Annotated in this window: 20 protein-coding genes; 8 read left to right on the forward strand and 12 right to left on the reverse strand. The window is 66.7% G+C overall.

The genetic code is table 11. The annotated features are described in order from the left end of the window. Positions 1 to 137: 137 nt before the first annotated feature. Positions 138 to 827 carry a 50S ribosomal protein L25/general stress protein Ctc gene (locus AC07TU_RS05395; protein WP_495186897.1) on the reverse strand — a complete coding sequence of 230 codons (690 nt, stop codon included), beginning with the start codon at positions 825 to 827 and terminating at the stop codon, positions 138 to 140. Between the two features lie 269 nt (positions 828 to 1,096). Next, entirely contained in the window at positions 1,097 to 1,942 is an 846-nt protein-coding gene (locus AC07TU_RS05400; protein WP_495186898.1) for a TraB/GumN family protein, read from the reverse strand. A 151-nt stretch (positions 1,943 to 2,093) separates the two neighbouring features. Between AC07TU_RS05400 and AC07TU_RS05405 the strand changes: the two genes are divergently transcribed. The 5 genes from AC07TU_RS05405 to AC07TU_RS05425 all read left to right on the forward strand — a co-directional run bounded on the left by AC07TU_RS05405 (position 2,094) and on the right by AC07TU_RS05425 (position 8,956). After that, the gene (locus AC07TU_RS05405) at positions 2,094 to 3,002 is read left to right on the forward strand and encodes a glycine--tRNA ligase subunit alpha (RefSeq protein WP_495186899.1); all 909 of its coding nucleotides are present in this window, start codon (positions 2,094 to 2,096) and stop codon (positions 3,000 to 3,002) included. Further along, positions 2,999 to 5,188 carry a glycine--tRNA ligase subunit beta gene (gene glyS, locus AC07TU_RS05410; protein ID WP_495186900.1) on the forward strand — a complete coding sequence of 730 codons (2,190 nt, stop codon included), beginning with the start codon at positions 2,999 to 3,001 and terminating at the stop codon, positions 5,186 to 5,188. Before AC07TU_RS05405 ends, glyS begins: the two co-directional genes overlap by 4 nt. Positions 5,189 to 5,365: 177 nt before the next feature. Continuing rightward, positions 5,366 to 8,044 carry a pyruvate, phosphate dikinase gene (gene ppdK, locus AC07TU_RS05415; RefSeq protein ID WP_495186901.1) on the forward strand — a complete coding sequence of 893 codons (2,679 nt, stop codon included), beginning with the start codon at positions 5,366 to 5,368 and terminating at the stop codon, positions 8,042 to 8,044. Positions 8,045 to 8,094: 50 nt separating this feature from the next. Continuing rightward, the gene (locus AC07TU_RS05420; protein ID WP_495186902.1) at positions 8,095 to 8,604 is read left to right on the forward strand and encodes a chorismate--pyruvate lyase family protein; all 510 of its coding nucleotides are present in this window, start codon (positions 8,095 to 8,097) and stop codon (positions 8,602 to 8,604) included. A 70-nt stretch (positions 8,605 to 8,674) separates the two neighbouring features. Then, the gene (locus AC07TU_RS05425) at positions 8,675 to 8,956 is read left to right on the forward strand and encodes a hypothetical protein (protein ID WP_495186903.1); all 282 of its coding nucleotides are present in this window, start codon (positions 8,675 to 8,677) and stop codon (positions 8,954 to 8,956) included. A gap of 58 nt (positions 8,957 to 9,014) precedes the next feature. Here the strand turns inward: AC07TU_RS05425 and AC07TU_RS05430 are convergent, their stop codons facing one another. From AC07TU_RS05430 to AC07TU_RS05465, 8 genes are all read right to left on the reverse strand, one after another. Then, positions 9,015 to 9,245 carry a hypothetical protein gene (locus AC07TU_RS05430; protein ID WP_495186904.1) on the reverse strand — a complete coding sequence of 77 codons (231 nt, stop codon included), beginning with the start codon at positions 9,243 to 9,245 and terminating at the stop codon, positions 9,015 to 9,017. 61 nt (positions 9,246 to 9,306) lie between these two features. Further along, the gene (locus AC07TU_RS05435; RefSeq protein ID WP_495186905.1) at positions 9,307 to 10,305 is read right to left on the reverse strand and encodes a type II secretion system F family protein; all 999 of its coding nucleotides are present in this window, start codon (positions 10,303 to 10,305) and stop codon (positions 9,307 to 9,309) included. A 4-nt stretch (positions 10,306 to 10,309) separates the two neighbouring features. Beyond that, on the reverse strand, positions 10,310 to 11,287 hold the full coding sequence (locus tag AC07TU_RS05440; RefSeq protein ID WP_495186906.1) for a type II secretion system F family protein: 978 nt from the start codon (positions 11,285 to 11,287) through the stop codon (positions 10,310 to 10,312). Positions 11,288 to 11,337: 50 nt separating this feature from the next. Continuing rightward, positions 11,338 to 12,624 carry a CpaE/TadZ family protein gene (locus AC07TU_RS05445; RefSeq protein ID WP_495186907.1) on the reverse strand — a complete coding sequence of 429 codons (1,287 nt, stop codon included), beginning with the start codon at positions 12,622 to 12,624 and terminating at the stop codon, positions 11,338 to 11,340. Continuing rightward, positions 12,621 to 13,256, reverse strand: a complete 636-nt coding sequence (locus tag AC07TU_RS05450) for a CpaD family pilus assembly protein (protein ID WP_495186908.1) — start codon at positions 13,254 to 13,256, stop codon at positions 12,621 to 12,623. The genes AC07TU_RS05445 and AC07TU_RS05450 overlap by 4 nt, the downstream gene beginning before the upstream one ends. Before the next feature lie 21 nt (positions 13,257 to 13,277). After that, positions 13,278 to 14,906: a type II and III secretion system protein family protein gene (locus tag AC07TU_RS05455; RefSeq protein ID WP_495186909.1), complete on the reverse strand. Its 1,629-nt coding sequence runs from the start codon at positions 14,904 to 14,906 to the stop codon at positions 13,278 to 13,280. Position 14,907: 1 nt separating this feature from the next. Continuing rightward, positions 14,908 to 15,933: a Flp pilus assembly protein CpaB gene (gene cpaB, locus AC07TU_RS05460; protein WP_495186910.1), complete on the reverse strand. Its 1,026-nt coding sequence runs from the start codon at positions 15,931 to 15,933 to the stop codon at positions 14,908 to 14,910. A gap of 52 nt (positions 15,934 to 15,985) precedes the next feature. Then, entirely contained in the window at positions 15,986 to 16,456 is a 471-nt protein-coding gene (locus AC07TU_RS05465) for an A24 family peptidase (RefSeq protein ID WP_495186911.1), read from the reverse strand. Between the two features lie 49 nt (positions 16,457 to 16,505). Here AC07TU_RS05465 and AC07TU_RS05470 point away from each other — a divergent pair, with 49 nt between their 5' ends. From AC07TU_RS05470 to AC07TU_RS05480, 3 genes are all read left to right on the forward strand, one after another. Further along, entirely contained in the window at positions 16,506 to 17,453 is a 948-nt protein-coding gene (locus tag AC07TU_RS05470) for an alpha/beta fold hydrolase (RefSeq protein ID WP_495186912.1), read from the forward strand. Between the two features lie 262 nt (positions 17,454 to 17,715). Continuing rightward, a complete protein-coding gene (locus AC07TU_RS05475; RefSeq protein WP_495186913.1) occupies positions 17,716 to 18,819 on the forward strand; it encodes an NAD(P)/FAD-dependent oxidoreductase in 1,104 nt (367 codons plus the stop codon). A gap of 52 nt (positions 18,820 to 18,871) precedes the next feature. Beyond that, the gene (locus AC07TU_RS05480; RefSeq protein ID WP_075153369.1) at positions 18,872 to 19,045 is read left to right on the forward strand and encodes a YegP family protein; all 174 of its coding nucleotides are present in this window, start codon (positions 18,872 to 18,874) and stop codon (positions 19,043 to 19,045) included. Between the two features lie 89 nt (positions 19,046 to 19,134). Here the strand turns inward: AC07TU_RS05480 and AC07TU_RS05485 are convergent, their stop codons facing one another. Then, on the reverse strand, positions 19,135 to 19,815 hold the full coding sequence (locus tag AC07TU_RS05485) for a hydrolase (RefSeq protein WP_495186914.1): 681 nt from the start codon (positions 19,813 to 19,815) through the stop codon (positions 19,135 to 19,137). A gap of 67 nt (positions 19,816 to 19,882) precedes the next feature. Next, the gene (locus tag AC07TU_RS05490) at positions 19,883 to 20,524 is read right to left on the reverse strand and encodes a hydrolase (protein WP_495186915.1); all 642 of its coding nucleotides are present in this window, start codon (positions 20,522 to 20,524) and stop codon (positions 19,883 to 19,885) included. Positions 20,525 to 20,570 lie beyond the last annotated feature (46 nt).

Here is a 20,570-nt window from a genome sequence, read left to right on the forward strand (position 1 = left end):
CCCCCACCCGGCCACCCATAGAATATACTGGCGTTGGGTGGCCGGGTGGGGGAGCGGGCTGGCACCGCAACCAAATAAAACGCCCCCGCACCGGGGTGCGAGGGCGCTCTAGAATAACCCGAAAGGGCGGGAAAGGCTTACTCGCCTTCCTTCGCCTCGGTCTCGCCCTCGGCGGCAGCCTCTTCGGCCGGCGCTTCGGCTTCGGCTTCAGCCGGAGCTTCCGCCTCGGCAGCCGCTTCGGCTTCCTCGGACTTCAGCGCCGACGGAGCGACGATGGTGGCGATGGTGAAGTCGCGGTCTTCGATCGCGCTCTCGACGCCCTTGGGCAGGGTGATGTTCGAGATGTGGATCGAGGCGCCGACGTCGAGACCGTCGAGCGAGATGGTGATCTCGCTGGGGATCTCGGCCGCGTCGCAGACCAGTTCGAGCTCGTGACGGACGATGTTGAGCACGCCGCCCTTCTTGAGGCCGGGCGAAGCGTCTTCGCCGGAGAACGCGACGGGCACGTTCACGTGGACCTTGGCGTGCTCGGAGATGCGCAGGAAGTCGACATGGACCGGGCGGTCGGTCACGACGTCAAGTGCGGCATCCTTGGCGAGGGTGCGGACCGGCTTGCCGTCAGCGCCCTCGATCATGATGACCGAGTTGAAGAAGTGGCCGGTGTTCAGCGCCTTGGTGAGCGCGCGCTCTTCAAGGTGGATGCTCAGCGGTTCCTGATTGTTGCCGTAGATAACGGCGGGTACGCGGCCTTCACGACGAAGCGCACGGGAGGCTCCCTTGCCAACCCGGTCGCGCGTCTCGGCCGACAGCGTAAGCGTATCGCTCATGTGTCGAATTCCTGTGCGCTAATTGGTTCATCTTCGACCAGGCCTCCAGGGATGACCCTGATCGAAGCGCGCGCCTATAGGGGAGGGGGAGGGGAAAGGCAACCCAATCCTCCCCGGCACGGGGAGGTGGCATCGCGCAGCGATGACGGAGGGGCCGCCCCGCAGAGGGCGGTGAACCTGGCCGCACGCACCGCCGTCTGCGCGGCGGCCCCTCCACCACCGCTTCGCGGCGGTCCCCCTCCCCGTACCGGGGAGGAGTTTTGGGGAACCTAGTACGCCACTCGCTCGACCGTCAGGCCCTTCTCGCCGAGCAGCGTCTGGACGCTGCCCTTGCCCGCCAGATGCCCGGCGCCGACCGCGACGAAGACGGTGCCGGGCTGCGCCATCCGCGCCGCGACCCAGTCCGCCCAATGGGCGTTGCGGCGCGCGACCAGCGTTTCGGCCAGCTCGGGCGAGGCCTGCGCCACGCGGTTCATCTCGGCGCCCACGCTCTCGGCATCGCCCGCGCCCCACGCCTTGACGAAGCGCCCGAGCCGCTCGCCCGCGCTTGGCAGTTCCTTGACCGTCGCGCCGAGCATTGCGCTCTGCGCCGCGCCGGAGAGGTTGTCGAACAGCATCAGCTGGCCGCGCGCGCTCTCCAGCGCCTTGACCGGCTTGCCTGCGCTTTCCGCTGCGCTCGACAGCGCGGCCTCGACGCCGTCGTCGGAGGAATAGCCCGCCTTCACCACCGCGCGCTGGCTCAGGGTGAGCGCCGCCAGCCAAGGCTCCATCCTGTCGATCTCGCCCTTGGCCATGCCGAGCTTCTGCGCGGCTTCGTCGACCTCCGGCGCGAAGGGCGGGCCGCCGCGCGTGCCGAGCTGGGCGGTGAGCGCGGCGATCGCGGCCGGATCGGGCCTGGCGATTTCCAGCACCAGCTCGTCGCTGGCGTCGAACGCCTCGCGCACGCCGTCGTCGAACCAGCGCGTGCCCGGCTCGAGCACATGGACCGTGCCGAACAGATAGATCGTCGTGTCGTCATCCTTCACCACCCACAAGGCCGGATCGGCATTGGTGCCGAACAGCGAGCAGCTGGAGAGGAGGAAGGCGGAGAGGATGGGAAATGTGCGTCGGAGCATCTGGGTCCTACCAAGCCCATATGTCACCGGGCCGTCAACTGTCGCGCCGTTAACCAGTGGAGGCCGGTCCTGTTCCCGATGCCACAGGTTTCCGGCGGGACAGGTGCGAGCAGTTGACCGTGCATGGCCCCTGCGCCAAAGCGCGAACCCTATGACCCAGCCGCTCAGCTTCCAGGGCATGATCCTCAAGCTCCACGATTACTGGAGCCAGCGGGGATGCCTGATCCTTCAGCCCTATGACATGCGCATGGGCGCGGGCACCTTCCATACCGCGACGACGCTGCGCGCGCTCGGCCCCGATCCGTGGAACGCGGCGTTCGTCCAGCCGTGCCGTCGCCCGACCGACGGCCGCTATGGCGAGAACCCCAACCGGCTGCAGCATTATTACCAGTATCAGGTGATCCTGAAGCCGAGCCCGCCCGATTTGCAGGAACTGTACCTGGGTAGCCTTGCCGCGATCGGGATCGATTTCACCAGGCACGACATCCGCTTCGTCGAGGACGATTGGGAATCGCCGACGCTCGGCGCCTGGGGCCTGGGCTGGGAAGTGTGGTGCGACGGGATGGAGGTGACCCAGTTCACCTATTTCCAGCAGATGGGCGGCTTCGACTGCAAGCCGGTCGCGGGCGAGCTGACCTACGGGCTCGAGCGGCTCGCCATGTACATCCAGAACAAGGACAGCGTGTACGACCTGGCGTTCAATGACGCCGGTGAGGGGCAGGCGCAGTTCACCTATGGCGACGTCTTCCTCGAGAACGAAAAGCAGATGTCGAAGTACAACTTCGAGGTCGCCGATACCGAGACGCTGTTCGATTCGTTCCGCAAGGCGGTCGCCGAGTGCGAGAACTGCCTGACCAACAATGTGCCGATCGCGGCCTATGAGCAGGCGATCGAGGCGAGCCACATCTTCAACCTGCTGCAAGCGCGCGGCGTCATCTCGGTCGCCGAGCGCCAGGCCTATATCGGCCGCGTCCGCGACCTGGCCAAGGGCAGCTGCGAGGCGTGGATCGCGCACATGACCCCCGATTGGACCGCCAAATATCCGGAGTGGTCGCTGTGAGTGATTTCCTGCTCGAACTCCGCTCGGAGGAAATCCCCGCCCGCATGCAGGACAAGGCGCGAGAGGACCTTGCGCGTCTGTTCACGGCCGAGCTGGACAAGGCCGGTCTCAAGGCCGGCGAGATCGTTACCTATGCCACCCCGCGGCGGCTGACGCTGATCGCGCGCGACCTGCCCGCGCAGACGCAGGCGGTGAGCGAGGAACTGAAGGGGCCGCCCGCCGACGCGCCCGATGCGGCGATCGACGGCTTCCTGCGCAAGGCCGGGCTGACCCGCGACGCGCTGGAGACGCGCGACGTCAAGGGCCGCGCGACTTTGTTCGCGGTGATCGACAAGCCGGGTCAGGCGACTGCGGAAGTGCTGGCGACGGCGGTTCCGGCGATCGTCCGCGCCTTCCCCTGGCCCAAGTCGATGCGCTGGGGCGAGGCGTCGCTGTCGACCGAAAGCCTGCGCTGGGTGCGTCCGCTGCAGGGCATCGTCGCGCTGTTCGGCGACGACGTGGTAGAGTTCGAGGTCGCGGGCGTCCGTTCGGGCGCGGCGACGGTGGGTCATCGCTTCCACCATCCGGGTGCGATCACCATCGGGTCGGCTTCGGATTATGTCGAGAAGCTGCGTGCCTGCCATGTCGTGGTCGACCAGGCCGAACGCCGCGTCACCATCGCGCTCGGCGCCAAGATGGTGGCGAACAAGGCCGGCCTCACGCTGATCGAGGACGAGGGGCTGCTGATCGAGAATGCCGGCCTGACCGAATGGCCGGTGCCTTTGCTCGGCCGCTTCGACGAAGCGTTTCTCGATGTGCCGCCCGAGGTGATCCAGCTGACGGCGCGCGTGAACCAGAAATATTTCGTGTGTCAGGACACCGCCGGGAAGCTGGCGAACGCGTTCGTGTGCACCGCGAATATCGACGCGGCCGATGGCGGCGCCAAGATCGTCGAGGGCAACCAGAAGGTACTCGCGGCCCGGCTGAGCGATGCGCGCTTCTTCTACGAGACGGATTTGAAGGTGCCGCTGGAGGAGCAGGCGAGGAAGCTCGAGAAGATCGTGTTCCACGAGAAGCTGGGCACGGTCGCCGACAAGGTCGAGCGGGTGGCGAAGCTGGCGCGCTGGCTGGTAGAAGAGGGGATTGTCGGTTCCTCTCCCTCTCCCCATCGGGGAGAGGGCCGGGGTGAGGGGGCCGGTGTCTCACCGAGCGCATCGCCCGCGGACAGGCCCCTCTCCCAACCCTCTCCCCAGGGGGGAGAGGGCTATTCGCTCGCCGATAAGGCCGAGCGCGCCGCGAGGCTGGCCAAGGCCGATCTCGTCACCGGCATGGTCGGCGAATTCCCCGAGCTTCAGGGCCTGATGGGCGGCTATTACGCCGCAGCGCAAGGTGAGGATTCGGCGGTCGCGGAGGCGGTGCGTGACCACTACAAGCCGGTTGGGCAAGGCGATGACGTGCCGACTGCGCCGGTCACGGTGGCGGTATCGCTGGCGGACAAGCTGGATACCTTGTCGGCTTTCTTCGGCGTGAACCTGCTGCCGACTGGGTCGAAGGACCCGTTTGCGCTTCGTCGAGCAGCTATCGGTGTGCTCGCGCTCATCATGGGTAATCAGCTTCGAATGAAGCTCGTCGAAACACTGCGCTTCTCCAGCATGTGGCTGCGATACGCTGGCCATGATCTCGAAGGGTTTGATACCAGGGTCGGCGAATTCATCGCCGACCGCCTCAAGGTCCAGCAGCGCGAAGCCGGTGTCCGTCACGACCTGATCGATGCGGTGTTCGCGCTCGGCGGCGAAGACGATCTCGTCCGGCTGCTCGCGCGGGTGCATGCGTTGCAGGCGTTCATGGCCACCGACGACGGTGCCAACCTGCTCGCCGGGTACAAGCGCGCGGCGAACATTCTCAAGAAGGAGGGCGTCACCGACTCCGACTGGTCCGCGCCGACCTATGCGACCGAACCCGCCGAGGCGGCGCTGATCGAAGCGCTCGATGCGGCGGAGCCCAAGGCTGCCGCGGCGGTCGAGGGCGAGCGGTTCGAGGAGGCGATGGCCGCGCTCGCGACGCTGCGCGCGCCGATCGACGCCTTCTTCACCGATGTGACCGTCAACGATGCCGATCCGGCCAAGCGCGAGTCGCGGCTCGCGCTGCTGGCGCGGATGCGCGATGCGGTGCATCGAGTGGCCGATTTCGGGAAGATCGAGGGGTAGACGGTAGGATTCGAAATCCTCCCCGTACCGGGGAGGATTTGGCCCCCAACCGCACGCGATTTTCCGCAACACAAGCAAATCTGTTCGGTGACAGCGCTGGACAGGGTCTTCCCCCTTCTTCGCACCTGCGGTAGGCGCGCCCAACGCGCCGGGGAGGGCGCCACGGAAGGGGTTTGAATGACTCGTTATGTGTATCGCTTCGGCGGCGATGTTTCGGACGGCGGCGCCGGCGACAAGAATCTGCTCGGCGGCAAGGGTGCCAATCTCGACGGCATGGCCTCGATCGGCCTGCCCGTGCCCCCCGGCTTCACGATTTCGACCCCCGTGTGTGCGCTCTATTACGAGAATGGCGGGACCTTCCCCGACAGCCTGAAGGCTGAGGTCGCCAATGGCGTCGCGCATATCGAAGGGATCACCGGCAAGAAGTTCGGCGTTGCCGCCGATCCGCTGCTGGTCTCGGTCCGTTCGGGCGCGCGCGCGTCGATGCCGGGCATGATGGACACCGTCCTCAACCTCGGCCTCAACGATGCGACCGTCGAAGGGCTGGCCGCAATCAGCGGCGACGCGCGCTTCGCCTGGGACAGCTATCGCCGCTTCATCCAGATGTATTCGGACGTGGTGCTCGAGCTCGACCATGGCCGGTTCGAGGAAGCGCTGGAGATCGCCAAGGAGGATCGCGGCTATCATCTCGACACCGAGATGACCGCGAGCGACTGGCAGGCGCTGGTCGCCGAGTATAAGGCGCTGGTGGTCGAATTGTGGGACGGCAAGGCCTTCCCGCAGGATGTGCACGACCAGCTATGGGGCGCGATCGGCGCGGTGTTCGGTTCGTGGCAGTCGGAGCGCGCCAAGGTCTATCGCCGTCTCAACGACATTCCGGGCGATTGGGGCACCGCGGTCAACGTCCAGGCGATGGTGTTCGGCAATATGGGCGACACCTCGGCGACGGGCGTGGCGTTCACCCGCGACCCGGCGACGGGCGAGAACGCCTATTATGGCGAGTTCCTGATCAACGCGCAGGGCGAGGACGTGGTCGCGGGCATCCGCACGCCGCAGTATCTGACCCAGGCGGCGCGCGAGAAGGCGGGGGCCAAGCCCGCGTCGATGGAAGAGGCGATGCCGGAGGCCTATGGCGAGCTGGCGCGCGTATTCGACCAGCTCGAGCGCCACTATCGCGACATGCAGGACATCGAGTTCACCGTCGAGCGCGGCAAGCTGTGGATGCTGCAGACCCGCAGCGGCAAGCGCACCGCGAAGGCGGCGCTCAAGATCGCGGTCGACATGGCGAGCGAAGGCCTGATCACGCAGGAAGAAGCGATCGCCCGCGTCGACCCGGCGGCGCTCGACCAGCTGCTCCACCCGACGCTCGATCCCGCAGCAGCACGCGATGTGCTGACCAAGGGCCTGCCCGCCAGCCCGGGCGCGGCATCGGGCTTCGCGGTGTTCGACAGCGATACCGCCGAGAAGCGCGCTGCTGCCGGTGACGCCGTGATCCTCGTCCGTGTTGAGACGTCGCCTGAAGACATTCACGGCATGCATGCCGCCAAGGGCATTCTGACGGCGCGGGGTGGCATGACCAGCCACGCCGCGGTCGTCGCTCGCGGCATGGGGCGCCCCTGCGTCTCGGGCGCGGGCACGCTGTCGATCAACGCGAAAGAGGGCCTGATGCGGGTCGGCACGCGGGAAATCCGCGAGGGCGAGGTGATCACCATCGACGGGTCGACCGGCGAGGTGATGCTGGGCGAAGTCCCGACGATCCAGCCCGAGCTGGCGGGCGACTTCGGCACGCTGATGGAATGGGCCGACAAGGTCCGCCGCCTCAAGGTGCGCACCAACGCCGAGACTCCGCTCGACTGCCGCACCGCGCGCGAGTTCGGCGCGGAGGGCATCGGCCTGTGCCGCACCGAGCATATGTTCTTCGACGCGGCGCGGATCACCGCGGTGCGCCAGATGATCCTGGCGGCGGACGAGAAGGGCCGCCGCGCCGCGCTCGACAAGCTGCTGCCCGAGCAGCGCAAGGACTTCACCGAGATCTTCGAGGTGATGGCGGGGTTGCCCTGCACGATCCGCCTGCTCGATCCGCCGCTGCACGAGTTCCTGCCGCATGAGGAGGCCGAGTTCGCCGAGGTCGCGGCCGCTGCGGGCCTCGACGTCGAGACGCTGCGCCGCCGTGCCGCCGAGCTGCACGAGTTCAACCCGATGCTCGGCCATCGCGGCTGCCGCCTTGGGGTCACCTATCCCGAAATCTACGAGATGCAGGCGCGCGCGATCTTCGAGGCGGCGTGCGAGGTGGCGGAGAAATCCGGTGCCGCGCCGGTGCCCGAGGTGATGATCCCGCTGGTCGCGACCCGGCGCGAGCTCGAGCTGATGAAGGCGGTGGTCGACAAGGCCGCGCAGGCGGTGTTCGCCGAAAAGGGCCGCACGATCGAGTATCTGGTCGGCACGATGATCGAGCTGCCGCGCGCCGCGCTGCGCGCGGGCGAGATCGCCGAGGTCGGCGAGTTCTTCAGCTTCGGCACCAACGACCTGACCCAGACGACGCTGGGTGTCAGCCGCGACGATGCCGGCCGGTTCCTGACGACGTACGTGGAGAAGGGCATCTATGCCCGCGACCCGTTCGTCTCGATCGATGTCGAGGGCGTCGGCGAGCTGATCGAGATCGCGGCCGAGCGCGGGCGCAAGGCGCGGCCGGGGATCAAGCTCGGCATCTGTGGCGAGCATGGCGGCGATCCGGCATCGATCGCCTTCTGTGAGCAGACAGGTCTCGACTATGTCTCCGCCTCGCCCTATCGCGTGCCCATCGCGCGGCTCGCCGCTGCGCAGGCGGCGCTGGCCCGAACGAACGGGGGGAGCTGACGCGGGTGGCGGCGATGGGTGGCGCGGCAAGTCTGAAACCGCGCCTTGAAATGAATCCCGTCGATCGCCTCAACGCTGAACTCCTGAATGGCCGTACCGCCACCGAAGTGCTCGAGGAGCGCTGCGCGGCGCTGGGGCTTGCAGGAGCGCCGCGCGTGCATGCGCAGGTGCGGCGCGACCGGCTGGTCGCGGGCGAGGCCGCTGCGCGCCGGCGTCTGAATGCGGAGGGGGAGCGGCTCGCCTATCGCCGCGTCCACCTGATGTGTGGTGAGCATGTGCTGTCGGAGGCGGTCAACTGGTATGTCGCCAGCCGCCTGACCGCCGAGATGAACGCGGCGCTGGAGACCAGCGATGTGCCGTTCGGCCGCGTGATCCTGCCGCTGTCGCCCAGCCGCCGCACGGTTTCGACACGTATCCTGTGGGACGGGGAAGGCGCGGCGCCCACGACGATCCTGCGGCATCGCGCGCTGGTGGTCGATGCGCAAGGCCAGCCGCTGGCCGAGGTGATCGAGAACTACCGCGCCGTGCTGGTGACCGGAGCCCAGGCCGCAGACTCATAAAAGCGGACTGTCCCGAAGCGACCCCATTGCGGACATTCGCATCACGTCAGGAAGATGCTAGCCCCGTCCCATGAACAAGCTCCTATTCGAAGTCTGGCGCGATGAGGGAGCAGAGTCTCAGCAGGCTGGCGTCGTGCATCAGCAGAATGACAAAGTGCGTGTTTCGACGATGCCGCGAGCGGTTCTTGTGCACACATTGACCGCGTATTCGGACCGAGACTTCTGGCGCCAGTTTTATGCTTGGGAAGGCAAGGCGGAATGGGAGCCGGACGAAACGCTTCCAGAGCACTTCTTCACCGAGCAAGAGCTCGAGGAACAGCAGGATTATCTGAAGCGCCGGAGCGGCAGCTAACCACCCATTTCCGGACGTTTAGCCCCTTGCCGAAAACAGTCGTTTATGGGTTCACGGCCTAATCCTCAGGCGGGCCGCCGCCGGCGTCGCGCTCGAGCTTGCGGACGCGTTCGCGCGCCTTGACCAGCGCCTTCTCCATCTCGCGCCGGTATTTGGCGATGATCACCTCACGCTCGCGAAAGCGCTTGCGCCATCTGCGCCCTTCGGGGCTGGTCATGGCGCCAAGCAGCCATCCGGCCGCCAGCGCCGCGGCGAGCAGGACCCATCCGAAGGGAGAGGTGAACGGCATCGGGACTTCCTAGCTGCAACGCGGGCGGCGTGACCAGCGGCTTGTGCGCACCGGCCGCGCCCTAGCCACTCATCAGCGCATCGTTGATCGAACAGGCCGCCGGACCGAGGATCACGACGAACAGCACGGGCAGGATGAACAGGATCAGCGGCACGGTCATGATCGCGGGCAGGCGCGCGGCCTTTTCCTCGGCGCGCATCATGCGTTCGTTGCGGAACTCGTTCGACAGCACGCGCAGCGCCGAGGCGAGCGGGGTGCCGTATTTCTCGGTCTGGATCATCGTGGTGACCACGCCGCGCACCGAATCGAGGTCGATGCGGTGCGCCATATTCTCGAACGCCTGACGGCGATCGGTGAGGAAGCCCAGCTCGATCGCGGTGAGCGAGAATTCCTCGCCCAGCTCGGGATAGGCCTTGCCCAGTTCCTTGGAGACGCGGCCGAACGCGGCATCGACGGTCAGACCCGCCTCGGCGCAGATCACCAGCAGGTCGAGTGCGTCGGGAATGCCCTTCCGGATCGCGTCGCTGCGCTTCTGGATCTTGTTCTTGAGGTAGATATCCGGGCCCTTATAGGCGAGGATGAGGCTGCCCGCGACGAGGCCATAGGCCTTGAGCGGCGACCAGTCGGCGAACATGCTGGTGCCGTAGACGAGGAAGATCATGAGCCCGCCGATCACGATCGGCAGGACCATCCGCCCGAAGATCACCGCATAGGCATAGTCCTTGGACCGGATGCCGGCCTGGAGCAGCTTGGTCTGCGCGACCTTGACCTGCTCGTCCTGAAGCACCTTGAGCGAGGACAGGAACGAGCGGATGCGGTCGGTCGTGTCGTTCTGGCGGACCAGCTTGGCGCGGCGCTTGCTGGTCGATGCGCTGATACCGGCCTTGAGCTGTTCGCGGCGTTCGTTGAGCGCCTTGACACGCTTCGCCATCGGATCGCGCACCGTGGTCGCCGCATAGATGGCGAGGAGCACGCAGAACGCCGCAACGCCCGCGAGCAAGGTCGCGACGTAGATGACATCGACGCCAAGAAGGGTGGGGCCGTCAGGGGAGCTGATCATCGCATCAAATCTCGAAACTGATCATCTTGGCCATGATGAGCGCGCCGATGCCCATCCAGACGATGCCGCCGCCGCCGGCGATCATCAACCGCTCGTCGACGAAGAACTTCTGCATATATTCGCCGCTGATGAACCAGATCAGCGCGAACACGATGAAGGGCAGCGATCCGATGATATAGGCCGAGGCCTTCGATTCCGAGGACATGGCGCGGATCTTGAGCTTCATCTGCGCACGCTTGCGCAGCACATCGGCAAGGTTGGCGAGGGTTTCGGCGAGGTTGCCGCCGGTCTCACGCTGGATCGCGATGGTGATGCAGAAGAACTGGAATTCGGGGGTGCCGAGCCGGTCCGCGGTTTCCTGCAGCGCCTGGTCGAGCGTGCGGCCGATCTTCATCTTGTCGGAGATCGAGCGGAACTCCTCACCCACCGGCCCCTCGACCTCGGCGCCGACCACGCCGATCGTCTCGGTGATCGGAAGGCCGGAGCGCAGGCCGCGCACAAGCAGCTCGATCGCGTCCGGGAACTTGGCGGTGAACTTGTCGATACGCCTGTTGATGAAGAAGCCGACCATGAAGTGCGGCAGGCCGACCCCGATGACCAGACCGACCAGCAGCGCGAGCAGGAGCGGCAGCCCCTGGACCACCACGCCGGCGGTGACGACCAGCGTCAGGCAGAGCGTGACGAGCCCGTACTGGCCGACCGACCACCCCTTGCCGGTCATGTCCAGCCGTTTGCCGAGCAGCGCCGGATTGGGCAGGAGGCGCGCCGCCGCCTTGTCCATGTTACTCGCACGGGCGGTCGAGATCCTGCGCATCTGCGCCTCGACCGCACCGGTGCCGACGACCCCGGCATGGCGGTCGCGGACCGAGGTCAGGCGGCGCGAGCTGGCCTTCTGAACCGACGGCCCCGAAAATGCGAGGACGAGCAGCAGCAGCACCGTGAAGGCGCCTCCTGCGAGCAGCATGATCGGCAGCATATCCATGCCTTGCTACGACTCCGAACCCTGGACGTGCCGGCGTGGGCCGGCGCGTCTTACTTCTTCTTGCTGGGCAGCTTGATCGACAGGCTCGAAAGCTTGCCGAGCAGCGAGCCGCCCTTGCCTGCGTCACCCTTGCCCTTGCCGTCCCTCGTCGCGCTCTCGCCGGCATCGGTATAGGCGACGACGCGCTCGGCGATCTCGGCGAGCGAACTCAGGCCCTTAACGCCCTTGCCGGCTTCGGCCAGCGGCTTGCCCAGCTTGGCGGCCTGCACTGCGGTCTTTGGGTCGTACGGGATGAGATAGTCGATCTTGCGCTCGATCGAGCCTTCGAAGTCCTTGCGGCTGATCTCGAGCTGCCCCGGGGGAACGCGGTTGGCGACGACAATCACCTGGGTATGGGGTGCGTTGGACTTGAACCACGAGATGATGCGGATTGCATCGCGCGCCGCCGCCAGCGTCAGCTCGGTGACCAGCACCGCAACCTGCACATCGGTGATCAGATGCGGATAGTTGACCAGCATCGTCCGCGGCAGATCGACCACGGTGCATTCGAAGGCGCTGCGGATTTCCTCCTGCAGCTGGAAGAAGGCTGCGCCGTCGGTCATCACCGGCGAGTTGATCGGCGCTTCGGCCGACAGCACCGCCAGCTTGTCCGATGCCTTCACCATCGCGCGTTCAATGAACAGCCCGTCGATGCGGCTCGGATTCTCGATCGCGTCGGTGAGGCCGCGGCCCGGCTCGAGATCGAGCGCGAGCGCGCCGGTCCCGAAATGCACGTCGAGATCGAGCAGCGCCGTCGTGCGGCCGCTCTTCTCGCTCAGCAGCCACGCGATCGAGGTCGCGAGCGTCGATGCGCCGACCCCGCCGCGCGTGCCGATCACGGCAACCGCGCAATGCGGCCGGTCCGAGCTGGCATCGGCCTGCTTGGGCGCGCTCAGCGCCGCCTGCGCCTGGACGAAGGTCTCACGCAGCACATCGGGGTTGAGCGGCTTGAGCAGATAGTCCTGGATACCCGAGGCGACGAGGTCGCGGTACAGGCGGACGTCGTTGACCTGGCCCGATGCGATCACGACGGTCCCCGGCTCGCAGACTTCGGCAAGCGCGTTGATGTCGTTCAGCGGATCGCCGCTTTCGGAGAGGTCGACGAACAGCACATTGGGGCTGGCCGAGACCGAGAGCGTCTGCACCGCGTTGCGCAGCCCGCCCTTGTTGACCCGTTCGGGGTTCCAGCCCTGTTCGATCGCGATCGGGCGAAGCGCTTCCGCCGTCGACTCGTCGCAGACAAAGGCGACGAATGGCTCGCGATGCGCGGTGCGTGCGCCACTAAAGGGTGCGTTCACTTCTTGCCTCCCGCGCTCTCGGCCTTCACCGCGGTGCCGCCGCCGCCCGTCGGAGGGGCCTCGCGATACGCCTTGATCGCCTTGGTGATCTGGCCCGGATCGGAGGTTCCCGATCCCGGCTCGCCACGCACCAGATCGGCCGGATTGGCGATCATGGCAGCGAGATTCCTGTTCGTCGCGCAGCCAAAGTTCGAGGTGGTGCTCGCCTGATAGTCGGGCTCGTAGACCCGCGAGAAATCGGGGCAGCTCGGTACGCTTGCGCTCATCCGCGTCACCACGACGCGAACCGTGCCCGGCGCGATCGCGCCCGTGGTGACCGGCGCGCTGTCGCTGAGCATCAGGCCGTAGCGGCCGGCTTCTGCCGCAACCTGCTCGCGGCCCGTGGTTCCACCCGCGCCGTCGTCGAGTGCGATGCGGTCGCCATAGCCCGGGCGCATCGCGCGCAGCCAGCCGGCAAGGCGTTCGCTCTCACCGGGCGCAAGCGAGGTGTCGGTGGCGGTCAGGTCGAGCGCATAGTCGGTGCGCTGAACGACCGGCTGGTGGAGCGATTCCATCCCGCCATTGTAGGTGCCACAGCCGCTCAGCAGGGCCGCCGGCACCAGGAGCAGGGGAAGGGCGATATGCTTGAACATCTCTGTCTCCTCAACCGCGCGTCAGAAGCCGAAGCCCGGAGCCGCGCCGTCGTCCTTCTTCTTCTTCGAGTCGCGCGCGTTCGGCACCGCCTTGGGCTGCTGGTCCTGGGGCTGCGGGGCGGCCGGTACCGCCGGCGTCATGGCGCCGAGCGAGGGTACGGCGCCTGCCGGTGCGGCCATGGTCGGCTTGGGCCGGTCCTTGGTCTTGTCGCTGCCGCTCAGCTGGCCGAACAGGACGCGCTCGATGTCGCCGGGCGACTTGTAGCCGTCGGTGGGCAGCGCGATCTCGTTCGCGTTGACCGGCTTCACCAGATAGGGGGTGATGACGATCATCAGCTCGGTCTCGTTGCGCTGGAAGCCGTTCGAGCGGAACAGCGTTCCGAGGATCGGCATGTCGCCGAGGCCCGGCGTCTTCGAGATGCTGTTGTTGTGCGCGTTCTGCAGCAGGCCGCCGATCACCATGCTCTGGCCGGAACCGAGCTCGACCGTGGTCTCGCTGCGGCGCGTGGTCAGCGCGGGAATGGTGACGCCGTTGAGCTGAACCGCACCCGATGACGAAAGCTGTGAAACCTCCGGCCGGACGCGCAGCGAGATGCGGCCATCCGCCAGCACCGTCGGGGTGAAGGCAAGGCTGACGCCATATTGCTTGAATTCGACCGTGGTGGTGCCGAGACCCTGGGCCACCGGGATCGGGATTTCACCGCCCGCCAGGAAGCTGGCGGTCTCGCCCGAAAGCGCGGTGAGGTTCGGGGTGGCGAGCGTCGTCACCTGGCCGATCGTCTCGCCCAGATCGATCGCGGCGAGCACATCGAGACCGAGCAGTCGTCCGGCCAGGCCCATGGTCGCATGGTCCGATCCGCGGGTGATGTCGGTGATGCCGGTGGCACGGGGGTTCAGGAACTTCCCGGTCGACGGATCATAAGGCCCCGTAACCGAGCCGCCGCCCGGCACCGGGAGTGTCGCGACCGGGAATTTGCTGAGGTCCGCGGCGGTGAAGGCTCCCGGAGCGCGGCCCTGGCCGAGACCGAAGAGGAAGCCGCCGGTCGAATCCTTGGTGGCAAAGTTGACGCCGATATTCTTGACGAAGCTGCGGCTGACCTCGGCGAAGCGGACCTGAAGGTTGACCTGAAGCGGGGTCGCAGTCCGCAGGCGCGAGATGATCTTGGTCTCTTCGCCGACAAAGGCCTGCGCCAGCCGCTCGGCTTCGGCGACGTCGCCGGGCGTCGCGACCGTACCGGTGAGCAGCACGAAGCCGTTCATCGGCGTCGCGACGATATCGGCTTCGGGCATCGCCATCGCCAGCATCGAATCGACGGTGTCGAAATTGTTGCCGATGCGGACCGTCGCCGAATAGACCACCTTGCCCGACTTGGTCGTGGCATAGAGCGTCGTCTCGCCGGCCTTCTTGCCGAACACCCAGAGTTGGGTGGGCGAGCGGACCTGGACGTCGGCAATTTCCGAATTGGCGACGAAGATGTCCGACATCGGCGTGTTGAGCGTGACCATCCGTCCCCGGCCGGTCGCGATCTGGACCATTTCGCGCGGTGCGGCGTGAACGGTCTGGCCGATGGCCGGCATCGGCACGGCGGCGGTCATTCCCGCCACGGCGGCCAGCGCGAGCGGCGCTCCAAGCTTCCCCCTCAAACGCATCTCAGTTCTTCCCCCCAACCGGGACAATGGTAACGTTATTGCCCCGAGCAATTTTGACGACCGGCCCTTCGCCCTTCGGCGCGGCGCCGGGATAGGCCCCTCCGGATGCGGCCACGCCGCGCTCCACCGGGCGTCCGGGCACGGAGCTGCGCTGGAAGCGCGACACGTCGGCACCGGTCGAGAAGGTCGAACGGCCTTCCACGGGGCGTGCGGCCACGCGGGCGAGCATCGCCTTCTCCGCCTTCGGGTCATTGCCCTCGGGCACCGAAACGTCACCGGCCGCGATCGCTTCCTCGAGTTCGCCGTTATTGTCGGCGATCGAGCGCAGCGACAGCGACAGCGAGCCCAGGGTCTGCGCGACCGCGATCTTCTCGGCGATGCGCGGCGTCGCTTCGACCGTGACGGTCGAATAGGTGGTGACGACGGTGTTGCCGCTCTCGTCGGTCTGCTTGTCGGTCTTCTGGTCGGTGGCGAGCACGCGCAGGTTGCGCAGCACCGTCTCCGATGCCTTGAGCGGCGGGCCGTCGCCGCCGCCGGGCACGGTCTGGGTCAGCAGCAGATCGACCCGGTCGCCCGGGAAGACGAAGCCGGCGACCGCGCTCTGGGCCGAAACCGGCACCGTCACGGCGCGCATGCCCGGGCCGAGCGCCGCGGCGAGGAAGCCGCGGTCGCCGGGCTTGACCAGGCCGCCTTGCGTGATCGGCTGGCCGGCCGGGACCGCGAAGCGGACCACGGTGCCCTGCAGCGCTTTGAGATCGGTATCCGCCTTGCGGTAATAGGCACCCTCGACCAGCTCTTCGGGCCAGGGAACGAACTTGATCGATTCCGGCCCCAGGATCGTGCCGACCGGCAGCGCCTTGGTCGCGACCAGCACCTCGACCCCCTGGATCGGGGGCGGGCCGCCGGCATTGGGCGCCGCATCGGCAACGGGGGCAGGGGTCCCGACCATCAGGGTCCGGGCCATGAATGCGGTGACGGCGGCGATGATCAGCGCGCCCACCAGCAAAATGATCTTCCGTCCATCCATGACGTATCAGGCCTTTCAGTCTTCAGGACCGGGTTTCACCGGCGTTAATCATTCACGAGAACTGGTTAAGAATCGGTTCGCGAATTGTGAGCAGTGCTGCGATGGCGATCGCGATGCCGTACGGCACCTCCGGCTGGGCGGTCTGGCGCCGCAGCCATTTGTCGATCAGCATCAGCAAGGTGATGGCGCCGCCCGCGAGCGACATGATGATCAGCATCGTCACCAGCGGCTGGAACGGGAACCAAAGAGCGAGCGCGCCGATCATCTTGACGTCGCCCCCGCCCATCATCCCGAAGTGAAAGGCCGCTGCGAACAGCGCGAAGACCGCCAGCGCGATGCCGATCTGGATGACGATGTCCGGCCAGAAGGACAGGCCGTTCGCGATCCACCACGGCACTGCAAGCAGGGCGATGGCGCCATTCTTCCAGTTGGCGATCTCACGCTTGCGCGCGTCCTCGATCCCGGCGGAGACGAGAAGCAGGCCCAGCACGGCCAGCAGAATCAAAGATGCAACCGCCCCCATTTCCACTAATGCCTAGACGAGCGGGCTTTCCAAAACGTAACCAGCCCAAATGGCGTCTTCACCATTCGATCGCCGGGCGATTCCGGCTGGGGCTGCAATCGGGGTCTGGCATGCCGAGGACGGCTGGCCGCTGCGCCGGTTCGACTGGCCGGCAGAGGGCACCCCGCGAGGGTCGATCCTGTTCCAGGGCGGGCGCGGGGATGTCGTCGAGAAGTATCTCGAGACGCTGGCGCACTGGCACGCCCAGGGCTGGAACATCAGCTGGTTCGACTGGCGCGGGCAGAGCGGATCGGGCCGGATCGACGGCGCGACCAGCGGCCATATCCGGGACTTCGCCGACTATATCGCCGATTACCGCAGCTTTGCCCGCGAGTGGCAGGCATCGACCCCCGGGCCGCATGTCGTGATGGGGCATTCGATGGGCGGGCATCTGGTGCTGCGCGCGCTGGCCGAGCGGGCGATCAAGCCCGATGCGGCGGTGCTGGTCGCGCCGATGCTGGGTCTCAAATCGCCGCTCGGCCTCGCCTCGGTCGGCGAGCGGTTCGCGCGCTTCATGGGCGGCCTCGGCAACCCGGCACGTGCCGCGTGGAAGGACAATGAGCGGCCCTATACGATCGAGTCGCGCCAGTCGCTGCTGACCCATGACCGCGACCGCTATCAGGACGAATTGTGGTGGCAGAAGGCCAATCCGGCCAATGTCACCGGCCCGCCCAGCTGGAAATGGCTGATCGAGGGGTTCCGATCGACCCGTGAACTGCGCGACAGCCCGGCGCTGGCTGCGATGGACGTGCCGCTGCTCGCGCTGGTCGCAGAGGCGGACGGGCTGGTCGATGCGAAAGCGGGGCTTGCCACGCTCGCCAAACTCCCCGATGCGCGCGTCGTGCGCTTCGGCAAGGAAAGCGCGCACGAGATTTTGCGGGAGGTCGATTCCGTGCGCAACCGCGCCATCAGCGAGATCGACGGCTTTCTGGAGGCGAGGGTCCAAGCCCGGCCATGACGTGGAGCATGATGGCGATCTGCAAGTTCGTGGCTAGGAGCAGGGACGAAGGCGGGCCGGTTGGCCCGACGAGGCGCTGCGACGCAGCCACGGGCCTGCAGATCGCCACCCCGCAGGGGCAGGGCAAAGGAGCGCCCCGGACTTCGTTGGCCGCTCGTCAGGTAGCCCCGCTACCTGTCTTCGCGACCGCCTCGCCGGAGCGCTCCTTTGCCTCTGTCATGCCCACGTCATGGCCGGGTTTGGACCCTAGAGCGCCGAAGAAATGAGCCGGTATGACGTCGTGATCATCGGCGCAGGGATTGCCGGCGCCAGCCTTGCCGCGCGGGTTGCTCCCCATGCGCGCGTGCTGATGATCGAGGCGGAGACGCAGCCGGGCTATCACGCGACCGGCCGTTCGGCCGCCTTCTGGTCCGAAACCTATGGCGGGCCGGATATCCAGCCGCTGTCGATTGCATCGCACCCGTTCCTGCTTGATCCGCCTGCTGAGATGGGCGGTGAGAGCTTCCTGACACCACGCGGGCAGCTGTTCATCGCGACGCGCGCCGACCGGCATGTGCTGGACGGGTTTGCAGAGGCGTTCGCGGCGGCAGGGGTGACGCTCACCGAAACGGACCCGGCGACGCGCTGTCCCGGCCTGCGCCCCGAATGGACCGAGGGACTGTGGGACCCGACTTGTTCCGATATCGACGTCGCGCGGTTGCACGCGGCCTGGCTTGCCTTGGCGCGGCGCGGCGGAGCGGAGCTGGTGTGTTCCGCCAATGTGACCGGCGCGAAGCGCGACCAGCATTGGCGAGTCGAGACCCGTGCCGGCGTGTTCGAGGGCGATGTTCTGGTCAACGCGGCAGGCGCCTGGGCCGATCCGGTGGCGCAGCTGGCGGGTGCCTCGGCGATCGGGATCACGCCGCTGCTCCGCACGATGGTGCAGCTGCGCGTCGATCCGCCGGCGACGGCGGCGCTGCCGTTGGTGACCGACGCGCGCGACCGCTTCTACTTCAAGCCCGAGGCGGGGCGGCTCTGGCTCTCTCCGCATGACGAGATTCCGAGCGCGCCGTGCGATGCGGCACCCGATGAACTCGACGTCGCGATCGCGATCGACAAGCTGCAGAGCGCGGTCGACTGGCGGATCGAGGCGGTCGAGCGGAAATGGGCGGGGCTGCGCAGCTTCGCGCCGGACCGCAAGCCGGTCTATGGTTTCGATCCGGAAGTGCCCGGTTTCTTCTGGTGCGCGGGGCAGGGCGGATTCGGTATCCAGACCTCCCCCGCAGCGTCGGCACTGGCAGCATCGATGCTGCTCGGCACCGCGCCCGATCCGGCGATCGCGCATATCGACCCAGCCACCTATTCGATCCGGCGATTCCGCGGCTAGACGTACCGCGCGGAATGACTATCGTTCGGATGCCGCAACGATGGAGGCCCGTATGGCGCACAAGTTCGTGATCGAGCAGAACAAGGCTGGCGAGTATGTCGCCAAGTTCAAATACAACAGCGAAATCATCTTCTGGACCGAAGGCTATACCAGCAAGGCTTCGGCGAAGAACGCGATCGAGTCGATCCTGAAGAACGGCCCGGGTGCGCCGGTCGAGGAAGGCTGACCGGGTTTTCGCTCGATTGACTTCTCAGTCAGTGGAATGACCGCTCCGGAAGCTATGCCTTCCGGAGCGGTTCTTCTATGCAGCTTGCCTCAGTCGCGCTGTGAATCGAGCAGTTCATGCTCGGTCGCGACCTGCTGCGCCTTGGCGTAGCTTTCGATCAGCAGCTGATAGGGCGGGAAGATCTTCGTATAGACTTGCGCCCAGTCGGCGGCATCGTCGCGATGCCAGCTCTTCTGGATTTCCGATGCAACGGCGGCGGTATCCATCGGAACGACACCGGTCTGGACGATCCGCGCCAGCGTGATCTCCTGCGCCATCTTCGAATAGGTGCCTGAGGCATCGACCACCGCGAACACCCGGTAGCCGTCCTGCACCGCGCTGATCGAGGGAAAGGCCATGCAGACGCTGGTGATCGTGCCGGCGATGATCAGGGTCTTGCGACCGGTCTCGCGCACCGCGGCGACGAAGTCGGGATTGTCCCACGCGTTGATCTCACCCTTGCGCGCGACATAGGTGGCGTGCGGGGCGTTCTCGTGGATCTCGGGGATGAGCGGGCCGTTCGGCCCCTGCGGCACCGATGCGGTGGTGATGACCGGGATGCCGGCGAGCGTCGCCATCCGGGCGAGTGCGGCGGCATGGTTGCGCAGCACGGGCATCGGCATGTCGGCGACGGTCTGGAACAGACCGCTCTGATGATCGATCAGCAGCATGACGGCGTCATCGGGGTCGATCACGGGACGGGCGCCATCGAAGTTTGCGGGGGCGGACATGGGGTAATTTCCTTGAGCTTGGGGTTGCCCGCCGGGGCGATGGTCGCGCGCCGGCGGGCGAGGCAGGTCAATCGGCCTTGTCGTACGAGAACTGGATTCCGGCAGTGCCGCCCGTCTCGATGAACAGGTTCATGAAGGCAGGGACGGTCTCGCTGCGCTTCCAGTCGCGCTGGAGTTCGCAGAAGAGCTGGGGCACCGAGATCATCTTGCCGCCCGCCTGTTCGATGCGGCGCAGCGCCGCATCATGCGCGGCGAGCGAGGTGCCGCCGACGGCATCGACCGGGACATAGACCTCATAGCCTGCCGCCAGCGCGTCGAGCGCGGGGAAGGTGAGGCACGCCTCGGTCCACAGCGCGGTCATGATCAGCTTCTTGCGGCCGGTGGCCTCGACCGCCTTGCGGAATTCGACGTCTTCCCAGCTGTTGATCGTGGTGCGGTCATAGGTGGGATAATCGGCCAGCACCTTGCGGACCTGCGGGATCGGCGGGTGATTGAGGCCGGTTTCGACGTTCACGGTCGAGTGGACGATCGGCAGGCCGTAGGCGACCGCCGCCTTGGCGGTGCCGACGATGTTGTTGACCAGCAGCTGGCGGTCCATCGAGGCGATCGAGTTCACCTGAACCGGTTGATAGTCGATGATGACGAACGCCGAATTCTGCGGTGTCAACAGATGATCCGTCAGCGGATCGCGGATAGCCTCGCTGGCCATGACTGTTCCTTTCATGTTGCGTCCTGTGGAGGGGGCTGCGACGGCC

The sequence above is a fragment of the Sphingomonas sp. GW821-FHT03E12 genome, assembly GCF_059420685.1.